This window comes from Paenibacillus sp. HJGM_3 (assembly GCF_045062745.1).
Classification (GTDB): Bacteria; Bacillota; Bacilli; order Paenibacillales; family NBRC-103111; genus Paenibacillus_AA.
In genome coordinates, this window is sequence record NZ_JBJGED010000008.1 from 17,337 (window position 1) to 29,766 (window position 12,430).

Sequence of the window (12,430 nt, forward strand, 5' to 3'; positions counted from 1 at the left end):
ACTGTCCCAAAAGACTAAAAAGTTCTAGGCTCCGCTTTCGGAATATCGAACAATTTCTGTTGTGCGGTGCATTAATGCTGCATACTATTAAAGTATTGAAGCGAACCAATTCACTACAAAACCCGCTAACAACCCCCTCCCCTCTGATGATTATGTCATTTAAGTGGTCATGGAACTGGTCATGGTCGAATAATAAAGTATATTCTTTATATTCTCTGAAAGGGATTCAATGGAATTGCAATATCCTTATATAGACCTAAGAAAAAGGGTATAGTCCTTACTATTCTGTGATGGGTAATGTAGTGTTGTGGCTAGTCCCTGAATTGACAGGGTAGGGGTCAGAGGTTCGAGCCCTCTACAGGTCATACGAAAGAACCCTTGATGAATCAAGGGTTCTTTGCTTTTTCCCCGGCAACGCAACCATTTGTAAGTAACTTTCGTCTGAGTACAGAAAACATGATGCAGAGGAATAGCGAATGAAACCAATCCAATCGACTATCACCGTTGTTATCGCTGGAGTGTTAGTTTTAAGCGGTTGCACTAGTGTTATCACCATTCGCTGCGGGCGCGTTTACGATATTTAAACCGTTTCAAGAGACCACCCTCTCTCCCTACATTGCATCCCCGGAAGGGAGAGTGCACTTCTCAGGCGAACATGCGTCCGATTATCATGGTTGGATTCAGGGAGCGATCCAATCCGCCATTCGTGCCGCAGACGAGATCAGCGGATCAACCTGATCCGGTCAAACGAAATACCCCAACCTGACGTTTGGTGCCGGCTTGGGGTATTTCCTGCAAATTCCATCGATTAGCTTGTAATAACTGGGGCTTACTTCCCTTCCGTCTCCTTCGGGTCGAAGGCATGCTGGATGTTGTCCATGATCTGGGCGACGGCCCCGCTGATCGGATCGGTGGCGGCAGCGTCCTGATGATCGGGAGGCGTAGGGATGCCTGCGATCTCAAAGGCGGTCTGGTCGGCGATTTCTCGGTCCTGCACGGCACGCGAACCTCCTTTCCATGCTAGATGCGTTTCCGTTAGAATCCCCATAGGCTGAGGTTTCATGCGCCTTAAGCGGTTAGACGGTTCCTGTAGCGCTCTATTCGTATAACGCATCCTTCAGCTTGCTCGACATGCCGGATGCACGGGAGGCCTTCACCAAAGCTTGGCGAAGCCGGCCGTTCTCCTCCGAGAGCCGCTCCGTCTCCTGCAACAGGTCGAGCAGGAGAGCTTGTACCGGTTCTCCGCATGTGCTCAACACTGTTTCTACGCGCGTTCTGTAGTTGTTCTTCCGCTCCTGTGCCATCTGCATCCCTCCTCTCCTAAGAAACCCCGCAAACTGTTTAACGGTTAACAAAACACCACCCCGGCGGCCGAAGCTCCGAAGTGGTGCGATTCGTACTGCTATGCGTTTTGCCGCGCCGGCTTGCTCGTGTGCCATTGGATCTCTTGAACGAAGTCGGATACCGCTTGCGCAAGCCGGGTCGAGATCTCTTCGTCCAAAATCGCTTGTCCGTTCTCGCCCCATGTCACTTGCTTGTCCAGCACGTACACGCCCTGCAGAATATTGTGCGCTCCGAGCGAGGACAGCACCGGCTTAAGCGCATAATCGATCGCCAGCAAGTGGGACATCGTGCCTCCCACGGCGAGCGGCAGAACGACTTTGCCGGTCAAGCCTTTTTGCGGCAGCAGGTCCAGAAACGCCTTCAGTACGCCCGTATACGAAGCTTTGTACACCGGGGTTGCGACGAATACGGCATCCGCCTGTTCGACTAACGCATTCGCCTTCACGATCGACTCGCTGTCGAATTTGGCGTACAGCAAATCCTCCGCCGGAAAGTCCCTCACCTTGATCCAGTCCGTATGAATCCCGGCACGCTCCAGCTGCGCCTTCGCATGATCGATTACGCCGTGCAGACGCGAGGTTGGGGTCGGGCTGCCTGAAACAATGACTACTTTAGCCACACAATTCACGCTCCAAACGATATAGGAATGCCAATCTAATCCATGAATAGCTGGAGCTATTGTATCACCGCGGCGAGAAGGCCGTCAATCGCCCTCTTCCGTGCTGCTCCCGCTTCTTACAGGGTGATCGTCGCCCCTGGAGTTAGAGGTAGTCCCTGGATGCCGACTCCGGCCAAAGCCGCCGCGAATTTCGCCCCATCCTGCTCAATCGGCGGGAACGTATTGAAGTGAAGCGGGACGACCTTCTTCGCGCGAAACCATTGGGCCGCCGTAACGGCGTCTTCCGGCCCCATCGTGAACACGTTGCCGATCGGCAGGCATGCGACGTCGATATGGCTCCGCTCTCCGATGAGCTTCATATCGGAGAACAAGCCCGTATCCCCGCTGTGCAAGAGCGTGAGGCCGTCCCAGCGAATGATGAAGCCGCCCGGCATTCCGGCATAGAGGATGCGCTGCGTATCCTCTTCGATGATCGAAGAGCTGTGGAACGCCTGGATCATCTCCACTTCTGCGAAGCCAAGCGACAGCTTGCCGCCGATATTCATCGCCGTCGACTTGGCTCCTTTCCATCCCATGTATGTAGCAAGCTCGAAGGTAGCGATGATGGTGGCGTCGTTGCGGGTGGCGATCGGAACCGCGTCCAGCGTGTGATCCCCATGGCCATGGGTGAGCAGGACATAGTCCACGCGAATGTCTTCGAGACGCGACACCGCCTTCGGATTGCCGGAGATGAACGGGTCGATAATAAGCGAATGCCCCCCGGACGTCAGTTGAATGCATGAGTGACCGTGATACGTAAGCTCCATTTCCATCGCCTTCTTTCATAAATTTGATAGAGCGGGTGATCGACAGCTACTTCCATCGTACTTCAAATGAGCCGCATTTTCAAAGCCGATGGGCTCGGAGACTAAACATAGATGAAACGGGAATAATAGAGCCAAATGCGAATCATTCGAGCCCGATAAGGAGATGTTGGAGAATGGGAATGGATGCTTACAAGTTCGCCGATTTGAGCGTGCATCCGGAAGTCGTGCGGGATATCCAGGCGCTGGAGCATAAGCTGAAGGAGCAGCTCGGGGAGACGATTACGCTCATCGCGTTCGAGAGCAAGAGGAACGACGCCCCTGCCTCATCCGCCACCTGATTAAAAGGCCGGCCTTGTGACGCCGGATATTGGCTCCTGTACGGTTTTTATTGCGCAACCGCTTTCCCCTTTGATACGGGAAGTTTTTTGGCGAACGCCATGCAACCTTTTCCAGACCGATGCCGTTAGAAAAGATGACGCGTCCCAAAAAACTACAGGAAAGCAGGTGTTCCACATGTTCAAACGCTGGACAGCGCTTCTAGCGGCGCTCGCCCTGCTGGTCTCGCTGCAATCGACAGTGTTCGCCTTCTCCGACATTCAAGGGGATGAAGCCGAGGCCGATATTATCGCGCTTCGCGACGCCGGAATCGTAAGCGGCATCAGCGCCGAGACGTTCGCCCCGAAGGGCAAGGTTACGTTCGCCCAGGCGGTCGAGCTCGTCGTCAAGGGCTTCAAGCTGAACATCGACAACATTCGGTTCATCAAGGAGCCGAAGGCGAGCGATTACTTTACTAAAGTGCCGGATGACAGCTGGTATGCCCAATCGTTCATTATCGCCCAGTTAAACGGCTTGTCCCTCGCGAAGGATGTCGATCCGATGCAGACGATGACCAGGGAGCAGTTCGCCAAGCTGCTGTATGAAGCGATGACGCGGAACGGCGACTTCCCGCTGATCGAGCTGTATGTGATGGTTGAGGATGAGAAGGACGTCTCGGAAGGCTACATGACGACGATTCAGAGACTGCTGATTATGAAAGTTGCCAAGCTGGAAAAAGGGTATTTCTATCCGAAACGCGAAGTCACCCGAGGCGAGGCCGTTCAAATGCTGCATCGCGCGATCCAATTCGTGAAGGAGCATAAGCCCGTGGATCCCGTACCGCCCGTCGACCCGACCGTAACGATGCAGACGGAGAAAGTGAACGAGGATGTAAACAAAGTGACCGTCTCCTGGGGCAGCAAGCCGAACCCCGGCTACCGGATCGGCATCGACCGAATCGAGTTCCAAGCGAACGGCGAAGCATGGGTGTTCTACTCCACGCACCTTCCGGAGCCGGATAAGATGTATCCGCAAGTGATCACCGAACCGAAGGCCTCCACCTTCGTGGCTTCCAGCTACAAGCCGGTAATCATGCCTGCGGTCACCGCCTCCCCTACGAAAGATCATTAAAGAGTAAAACGAAAGCCAGCCGGCACAACTCCGAGGAGATGCCGGCTGGCTGATTCATATGTAGGCTATAGCTTACACTGGTGGGCCCTGAGGGACTCGAACCCCCGACCAATCGGTTATGAGCCGACCGCTCTAACCAACTGAGCTAAGGGCCCTACTGATAGGTAAAGTTGGTTGCGGGGGCAGGATTTGAACCTGCGGCCTTCGGGTTATGAGCCCGACGAGCTACCGGGCTGCTCCACCCCGCGTCATCATTCACAGCTGTCTACCTTCGACAGCGACAAATAATAATATACACCAACTTCACATCAACTGTCAAGGGCTTTTTGTAGGTTGACTTAGGAGATCGCTAGCTCCGGAATACGGAGCTTTTGATTTTCTCGGAAATTTTCTCGTAGAACAACTGCTCGTCCATCGGCAGCTCGACCCAATCGTCCTGCCAGCTGGACAAGAGCATGGCATTCGACAGCAACAGGCCGTTGATGCCTTCCTCGCCCGGCGCGATCAGCGGCGTCCCGCCCCGAATGGCATCCACGAAATTTTGCGTGATGCCCTTGTGCCCGGTCTCCGTGCCTTGCACCGGAATCTCCATCTTCCAATGCTCCGGCTGGCCGAAATTGCCTTTGAACGTGCGGTTGAACTCCGGCTCCGACACGCGCAGGCGCCAGAACGTCAGCTTGCCGTCTTCGACCACGATTTTGCCGCGGTCGCCGGTAATCTCGAACCGGTTCGTGCCCGGGGCTTCTCCCGTCGTCGTGATGAACACGCCCGTCGCTCCGTTCTCGTATTCCACGTAGGCGGTCACATCGTCTTCCACTTCGATGTCGCGATACTTGCCGAATGTGCAAAACGCGCGCAGCCGCTTCGGAGCAAGCCCGGTCACCCATTGCCACAGATCGAGCTGATGCGGGCATTGGTTGAGCAGCACGCCTCCGCCTTCGCCGGCCCACGTCGCACGCCAGCCGCCTGAATCGTAATAACTCTGCGGCCGGTACCAAGTCGTGATGATCCAGTTCGTACGGCGAATCTGTCCGAGCTCTCCCGTCGCAATGAGATCGCGAAGCTTGATATAGAGCGGATTCGTGCGCTGATTATACATCATCGAGAAGACAAGTCCGCTCTTAGCCGCCGCCTCGTTCATCTCGCGAACATGCAGGGCGTAGACGCCCGCCGGCTTCTCGCATAGCACGTGCACGCCGTGCTCGAACGCCAGCTTCGCGGTGCCCGGATGATCGAAGTGCCGGTTCGCGATCAGCACCGCGTCGACACTTCCGGAAGCGAGCATCGCCTCGACGCTGTCGAACGTGCGGACCCGGTCTCCCCATTCCTTGGCGGCCCATTGCAGCCGCTCTGCGCTCACGTCGCAGACGGCGGCCAGGACGGCCCCTTTCACGTCGCCGCGGGCCAAATAATTCGCGTGGGACGTCCCCATGTTGCCGATTCCAACGATGCCGATTCGTACTTGTTCCATTTTCTTCATCAGCCTCCCCGTCCATCGTAGCATAGCTGCACGTCCGTCCACTTGTTTACCGTTGCGCAAATGGCCGCGCTCATTTGACTCTGATTGCGGCTTATGAGGACGAATGGTGGCGGCGATATTGCTCCGGCGTACTGCCGACGAGCCCTTTGAACATCCGGCTGAAGTGGGACGGATGCTTGAAGCCGGCCTGATAGCCGATGTCGGTGATCGACAGCTTTTTTTCCCTCAACAGCCATATTTTCGCCTGGTTGATCCTCCGCTGGTACAGGAAGTCGAAGATCGTGACGCCGGTCACTTCCTTGAAAATTTTGGACAAGTAATACTTGCTCAGATGCAGGGCGTCCTCGAGTTGCTCCAGATGCAAATCTTCCGTGTAATGCTCCTCCAGATACGAAATCATGTTCTGGACGTGCAATGCCTTGTCGGAGACGACCTCGGCTCTCGCTTCCATCGGCTTCTCGCACAAACCGTGGATGAGGAGCAGCAGCTCCAGGAAAGCGGCCAGCAGCCTCCTGTACGCGACCGGGTCCTGGATGGTGTGCATATTCGTCAGCCGTACTAGCAGCCGCTCCACTTCCTCCCGATCTGCGCCTAAGAGCCGAAGCCGGTGATTGCGCAGCTCCTGGAACGGCTGCAGCACGTTGACGCCGAATGAAGGCCCGGCGAGTCCTTGTACGTAATCCGGATCGAAGTGGATCGTCGTGCGCCGGTACTCGTTCCCGGACGCCATATGCGGACAATGCAGCGTCATCCCGTGCATCAAGATGAGGTCGCCCGGCGCCAGCTCATACAGCTTGTCTCCGATCAAGTAATTGACCGCGCCGCCGTTGAAATAATAGATTTCATGGTGCAAGTGGGAGTGGAACGGCATCATCTTAGAAATAGGGCTTTCGCTATATGTGACCGAAATCGGCTGAGCAATCGTATGCATCGGTTTCATGTAGTCGTCTACGGCCCCCAATCGCCTGCTATCCTCTCGCTCTATTGTAATTCACCGACACGAGCAGGACAACGCTCAATTGGAGGGTGCGGTTGAATCCTTCTACAGCATGTACCGGACGCCGAATTTACCTTTCTTCGAACGAAATACTTCGACCGTCTGCGGGCATTCGTAGCCGTACACCCACCAGTCCTCCTCCATCCGCTTCGCCAAGCAGCCCGCTTGGAACTTGCTCTCGTAGAGCTTTCCCCAATAGACCCAGTTCAGTTTCATCGAACCCGCCTCCCGGCAATAATAACACCTCTACCAGATAGCATATCCAATGTTGGCTAATTCTTACCCGCAGCGGTTCGTGGCCGTGTCAATCCGTAAGGCGTCCCCATTCCCTCCTCGGTTACTTTTTTCTGTAGTCCGACCACAAAAAACCGACAAGAGAGACGTCTCTTGCCGGTTTACTTTATTACTTAGTAAGGGACCTTCATGACGGCGCCGGGGGCCATGTTGATAGGAGCGTTCGGATTGTCCTTCATTTGTTGCAGGGCGGCATCGCCGGCGGTCTGCCATTCCTTCAGCGCATCGCGGATTCCCTTCGTTCCGTCCATCGCTTGTTTAAAGTAATTGTATCCCATGCTCTGCACTTGGCCGATCATCGGCTTGTCGCGGTACAGTTTGTTCATTTCGTTGAAAATGTTCGGCTTGAGCAGGTAGAACGCTTGGATGTTGTAGTTCAACCCGTCGCGGGTTTGGATGTATTTTTTGCGAGACACCATCTGGCTCACACTGCGGGACTTCAGCTTCGCCCAGTCCTCGCCGTTGACGAATTTCAGGAACGACCAGGCGTCGGTCGGGTTCGGCGCTTTCGTATTAATGCCCATGATGCCGTTCATGTAGATGTTGCCGCCTACACCCTTCGTCTCCGGATGCGTCGGCACCGTCACGATGTCCCAGTCGATCGGGGTGAACCCCTTTACGTTCGTAGCGGACTTGTTCGCCGTGATCATCTCGTAGACTTGATAGTTCTGTACGATCGTCATGGCGAGGCGGCCGGACTTGAACAGATCGTTCTGGAACGGGTTGTAGTCGTCCGAGCCCGGATTCATCGGCTTCGACATCTGCGAGCGGTCCGGCTGCTCCGGGAACACCTTATCCTTGATCAGCCCTTGCATCGTCTTCCAGACCGTCTCCCAGCGGTCGGAATCGACGGTCATTTTATCTCCCGCGTCGTTGAACATCCGGAGCTGCAGCGGCGGCGTATAGATATTGGACATTTCGTAGAACACATTGTCGCCATATGAATATGTGTTGAACGAGAAGCCGTACTTCCGGTTCGCCCCTTCCCCGGAGGACACCCGGCGGGCCAGATCGAACATTTCATCCCAAGTCATGTTGTCCTTCGGATACGCGACGCCGGCATTGTCGAACAAAGCCTTGTTGTACATAAGCGCGCTGGATGTAAAAGTTGGCGCGAGCGCGTACAATTTGCCCTCCCCGGCGCTCTTCAAGCCTTCCAGAACCGTAGGCACGATGTCGGCGGTGTCGAATTTGTCTTTGGTGATCAGCGGATCGAGCTGCTGCAGCATGTTGTTGCTGACGAGATCGGGCAGCTGCTCCAGGTTCACCACGGCTATATCGGGGGGATTCGGACCGGTCATCAGCTCCTTCAGCTTCTCCAGCGGATCGGGCTGCTTCTCTCCGGGCTTCGGCGGTGCATATCGATATTGGCTGTTGTCGATTACGGGCACGATCTCGATCTTCACGTTAGGGTGAGTAATCTCATACGCATCCGTGAATTGCTGGCGGAAGTAGTCGTCATCCGCTCCTCCGTACATCGTGGCGATTCTCAATACGCCGTTCGTCTTGGCGTCGCTGCCGTCCCCTTTGCCGCATGCGGCCAGAAGCGGCACCATAAGCGATACCGTCAAGGTTACGCCCGTAAGCGTCCGGAGCCATTTCGTCTTCTTCATCCGTTTCATCCCTCCAATGATTTGGGTGCTCTGATCATAATTTTCTCTCCATCAAATTCCATGGAAGCTTTGCCGGTAATTTGGAGCGCCTCCAAGTACGCCTTCGGGATTTGCAGCCGGCCGGCGCGATCCAGCACGACGTACTCCTCGTGCGCTTCCTGCATCGACTTGCGCCGCTCCGCGTCTCCCGGATCCAGGATCAAGTTCGGATTGCGCTTGATGAACTCCGTGCTCGTCATCCCGTCGCGAATCGCGACCACACGATCCACCTTGCTCGCCAGCGCCAGATCGTGAGTGACGATCACGATCGTCACTCCGAGCTCCCGGTTCAGCCGGCGGAAGATGTCCATGATCATGTCCGATGTCTGCGAATCCACCGAGCCGGTCGGCTCGTCTGCCAGGAGCAGGGAGGGCCGATTCGCAAGCGAGATGGCGATCGCTACGCGCTGTTGCTCCCCGCCGGACAGCTGGTAAAGCTTGTTCTTCATCCGCTCCCCGAGCCCGACCCATTCCAGGAGCTGACGGGCATAAGCGCGGTCGATCTTGCCTCCGAGCATCATCGGCATCTCGACATTCTCCAGCGCCGTCAGGTAGGGCAACAGGTTTCGCGCGTTGTTCTGCCAGATGAAGCCGACGGTCCGGCGCTTGTATTCAACGAGCTGGTCGTCGGTAATCTTCAGCAGATCCCACTCCCCGACCCGGACTTGCCCGGCGGACGGCCGGTCGAGCCCGCCCAGAATGTTCAGCAGCGTCGACTTGCCGCTGCCGCTGTTGCCGATGATCGCCATCATCTCGCCGGGTTCGACGTTGATGTTGAGTCCTTGCAGCGCGACGACTTCGAGGTCGTCGGTTTTATAGATTTTGACCAACCCATCGCATAGAATCATCCGTTATCGCTCCTCTCCCAGCTTCACCGCTTGATGCACCCGCAGCCTGCGAATGTGCAGGAATAACAGCGTAGCGCCGGTCAGCATCATGAAGGCGATGACGATGTACAGCTGGTACGCGTCCTTCGATTCGAACACGACTCGGAACGGCGGCACCTGCGTCTTGGCGGAGTCGGCCGTCTGCAGGAACGGCAAGAACAACAGACTCGTGAGCTTCCCGATCGCGATACCTAATGTGATCGACAGCCCGGCCGTGAAGAGCTGCTCGAGCAGCAGCATACCGGTCAATTGCCGGCGTGACAGCCCCATCGCCCGCAGGACGCCGAATTGGACGACCCGGCTCGACAGATTGAAGAACCAGTACAGAATGTAGCCGATTAGCGAGATAAAGACCGAGACAAGGAAACCGAGACTTAAGATCCCGAATACGCCGCCCCGGGAAGGGTGCTTGCTCCGGGTGATCAGTTCGTTACGCACATCCTTGTAGCTGACAAGCTGAATGTTCTTCGCCTGCAGCGTCTCGATGACGGGCGCGAGCTTCGCCCCCGGCTGCATCTTCAGCCACACCTCATACGGGATGACCGGCACCTGATCGTACAGATAGTCCAAATTCGTAATGAAGAACGGGAGCTCATCCGGGTATTGGCTGGGCCAATAAGGCAAGATGCCGACGACTACGAACTCGAGCGCTTGCTGCTGAATCGCGATGCTGATCAAGTCCCCGGTCTTCAATTGGTACTTCTCCGCGAAGCCGGACGGTATAATGACCGCTTGCTCGTAGGCTCCAAGCAAGTTCAAGTAAGCACGCGGATTCGCGGGGAACAGATCGTCGCGGAACCAGGCGACTTCCGCGAAGTCGACGTTGTCGATGCCGACGACCATGCCTTGGCCGGCCGAACGGGCCGACACGAGCACATTGCCCTTCGTCTGAAGCACCCGCGCGGCGTGCGCAACGCCTTCCATGCTGCGGAACAGCTCGAACGGGGGTTCGACATAGCGGACTCGGGACTCGCTCACTTGCGGGCCGCCTTGGCCTCCTTGACCTTGGCCACCCTGGCCACCTTGACCGCCCTGCCCGCTGCCTTGACCGCCTTGACCCGAGCCGCCGCCGGATCCTCCCTGACCTTGCCCCCCTTGGTCGCCTTGCCCGGAACCGGCGCCCGGATCCGATATGGTCAGCTCCGAGCTGCCTTCCCAGACGGTCTGAAGTACAACATCGGTGCCGTACTGGTACAGCGTGCGCTCGGTCGAATTCAGATCGATCGTACGCGCAGCCGATGAATTATACACTCCGAGCCCAAGGGTTAAGATTAAGAGCAGCATGAGCGGATAATACGCCTTGGCCGACCGGGACAGCTGGGTGAGCGTCAAATAAATCGGTACCGGCAGGAACCGTTTGCCCAGCCAGTTGAACAGCCGGAGCAGCCACGGGAAAATTCTCAGAAAGAACAACCCGACGGCGAAAATCGACAGCGCCGGGACGAAAAACAAGAGCGGATGCACTTGCAGCTGATCGTTCGTCATCCCGGTTTTGGCCGACAAAATTTGATACGTCTGGAACGAATAATATCCGTATCCGGCTAGCGCGACCAGCGCCACATCGAGATACCATCGCTGCCACAGCGGTTTCCGGTCGGAACGGGCGAGCGATTGCTTGTAGCTGACGATCGACGCCTTGGCCGACCGGACAGCCGGGATGACGCTGGCGAGAATGGCCAGCACCACCGCTCCCGTTCCGTATAGCAGCGCTTCGCGGGACACCCCGACCGGCACCGCCTTGCGGTCCACGAACATGAGGAAGCCGTTCGACGACCCAATGCTCTTCGCCATCAGCCAGCCGAGCATCGGCCCGACGACGAGGGCAATCGCGCCTAGCAGGACACCCTCGAGCAAGTACACGCCGATGATCTGGCGCGTGCTGCCGCCCCGGCTGCGCAGCACCGCGATATCGCTTCGCTGCCGTTCAAGCGCCTGGCGCGCGTTCATGACGATGTAGTAGAACACCATCGCCAGCATTGGTGCAGCGAGCGTGAACAGCAGCATCTGCAGCTGCAGGCTCAGCGTCTTGAACTCGTTCAACATTTCCTTGAAGGAGATGTCGACCCTCGTGTCCTTGAGCTTCTGGAACAAAATGATGTCCATGCGTTCCAACGTTCGGGACAACAGGCCTAGCTGACTCGTCTTGATTTCGCTCAAATCGAATGCATAATACCAGTTGGCCAGATTAAGCGGAATTTTTTTCTGCTCCAACAGTTCCTTCCGCATCACGTCCTCGTGAATGAGAAGCGTACTCGACAGTCCGTCGAAGCCCTGGAACCAATAAGGGTCGTTCTCCTGCTTCGGCGTGAAGCTGCCTACGATGCGAATTTTGAGCGGAGCGATGCCGAGACCGCCCGCGATCGGGTAATTGAACTCGTCGCCGACCCGGAAATCGTTCACGTTCATCGCTTCTTCGAAGACGACCGCTTCGATGACGCCGCTCTTGCTGGCCGCTCCGAACATCTGGCCGCGCGTCACGTCGATATGCTCACTCAGGTCGGACCAGGAGCTGAGCGACATTTGCCGCCGCTTGCTCGGATCGACCTTGGCTGGATCGACCGGCGTCACTTGCGCGCTCCGAATGGACAGCGCCCTCGCGTATGCGAGCTGACTGAACCCGATTTGCTTCGGAATGTCTTGCTGGATGTAGCTGTCCACGTCTTGAAAGGCGGCAAGATCCGCCCTGTCGTTGCCTACCGCCTGGAACCGGATCAAGGTGGAGCCGGGCGGCATGCCGTCGCTTTTATCCTGCAGCGATTTGGCTACGACCCGCTTAAGCGCGCCATCCGCGTACATCGGGATGCTCGTCGTGAATGCTACCGCCATGATCAGCCCTACGAGCGAGCTTAACGTTAACCAGCGGGTATTCCACATTTTCCGGTATAGAAAGCGCAGCATTGGCATC

12 protein-coding genes, 2 tRNA genes and 1 pseudogene are annotated in these 12,430 nt (G+C 56.5%); 3 read left to right on the top strand and 12 right to left on the bottom strand.

Features of this window, described 5'->3' with window-relative positions; translation table 11 throughout:
• Positions 1-552: 552 nt before the first annotated feature.
• Positions 553-738 (top strand): annotated as a pseudogene (locus ACI5FR_RS11005) (FAD-dependent oxidoreductase); the annotation flags it as partial.
• 91 nt (positions 739-829) lie between these two features.
• On the opposite strand, the gene ACI5FR_RS11010 reads toward ACI5FR_RS11005, so the two are convergent.
• The 4 genes from ACI5FR_RS11010 to ACI5FR_RS11025 form a co-directional block, all read right to left on the bottom strand.
• Positions 830-997: a hypothetical protein gene (locus ACI5FR_RS11010; RefSeq protein WP_405454351.1), complete on the bottom strand. Its 168-nt coding sequence runs from the start codon at positions 995-997 to the stop codon at positions 830-832.
• A 100-nt stretch (positions 998-1,097) separates the two neighbouring features.
• Positions 1,098-1,304, bottom strand: coding sequence for a hypothetical protein (locus ACI5FR_RS11015; RefSeq protein WP_405454353.1), 207 nt, complete (start codon positions 1,302-1,304; stop codon positions 1,098-1,100).
• 98 nt (positions 1,305-1,402) lie between these two features.
• Complete coding sequence (gene ssuE / locus ACI5FR_RS11020) at positions 1,403-1,963, bottom strand: NADPH-dependent FMN reductase (protein ID WP_405454355.1); 561 nt, start codon at positions 1,961-1,963, stop codon at positions 1,403-1,405.
• 116 nt (positions 1,964-2,079) lie between these two features.
• The gene (locus ACI5FR_RS11025) at positions 2,080-2,769 is read right to left on the bottom strand and encodes a metal-dependent hydrolase (protein ID WP_405454357.1); all 690 of its coding nucleotides are present in this window, start codon (positions 2,767-2,769) and stop codon (positions 2,080-2,082) included.
• A 173-nt stretch (positions 2,770-2,942) separates the two neighbouring features.
• Between ACI5FR_RS11025 and ACI5FR_RS11030 the strand changes: the two genes are divergently transcribed.
• A complete protein-coding gene (locus ACI5FR_RS11030) occupies positions 2,943-3,107 on the top strand; it encodes a hypothetical protein (RefSeq protein WP_405454359.1) in 165 nt (54 codons plus the stop codon).
• Positions 3,108-3,282: 175 nt separating this feature from the next.
• Entirely contained in the window at positions 3,283-4,215 is a 933-nt protein-coding gene (locus ACI5FR_RS11035; RefSeq protein WP_405454361.1) for an S-layer homology domain-containing protein, read from the top strand.
• 78 nt (positions 4,216-4,293) lie between these two features.
• Here the strand turns inward: ACI5FR_RS11035 and ACI5FR_RS11040 are convergent.
• The 8 genes from ACI5FR_RS11040 to ACI5FR_RS11075 form a co-directional block, all read right to left on the bottom strand.
• A tRNA-Ile gene (locus tag ACI5FR_RS11040) sits at positions 4,294-4,370 on the bottom strand.
• A 16-nt stretch (positions 4,371-4,386) separates the two neighbouring features.
• Positions 4,387-4,463 (bottom strand) — tRNA-Met (locus tag ACI5FR_RS11045).
• A 101-nt stretch (positions 4,464-4,564) separates the two neighbouring features.
• The gene (locus ACI5FR_RS11050; RefSeq protein ID WP_405454363.1) at positions 4,565-5,686 is read right to left on the bottom strand and encodes a Gfo/Idh/MocA family protein; all 1,122 of its coding nucleotides are present in this window, start codon (positions 5,684-5,686) and stop codon (positions 4,565-4,567) included.
• A 100-nt stretch (positions 5,687-5,786) separates the two neighbouring features.
• The gene (locus tag ACI5FR_RS11055; RefSeq protein WP_405454365.1) at positions 5,787-6,656 is read right to left on the bottom strand and encodes a helix-turn-helix transcriptional regulator; all 870 of its coding nucleotides are present in this window, start codon (positions 6,654-6,656) and stop codon (positions 5,787-5,789) included.
• A gap of 81 nt (positions 6,657-6,737) precedes the next feature.
• Positions 6,738-6,908 carry a hypothetical protein gene (locus ACI5FR_RS11060; RefSeq protein ID WP_405454737.1) on the bottom strand — a complete coding sequence of 57 codons (171 nt, stop codon included), beginning with the start codon at positions 6,906-6,908 and terminating at the stop codon, positions 6,738-6,740.
• 191 nt (positions 6,909-7,099) lie between these two features.
• Positions 7,100-8,599, bottom strand: coding sequence for an ABC transporter substrate-binding protein (locus tag ACI5FR_RS11065; RefSeq protein ID WP_405454367.1), 1,500 nt, complete (start codon positions 8,597-8,599; stop codon positions 7,100-7,102).
• Positions 8,600-8,604: 5 nt separating this feature from the next.
• Positions 8,605-9,486: an ABC transporter ATP-binding protein gene (locus ACI5FR_RS11070; RefSeq protein WP_405454369.1), complete on the bottom strand. Its 882-nt coding sequence runs from the start codon at positions 9,484-9,486 to the stop codon at positions 8,605-8,607.
• Positions 9,487-9,489: 3 nt separating this feature from the next.
• Complete coding sequence (locus tag ACI5FR_RS11075) at positions 9,490-12,429, bottom strand: ABC transporter permease (RefSeq protein ID WP_405454371.1); 2,940 nt, start codon at positions 12,427-12,429, stop codon at positions 9,490-9,492.
• Position 12,430 lies beyond the last annotated feature (1 nt).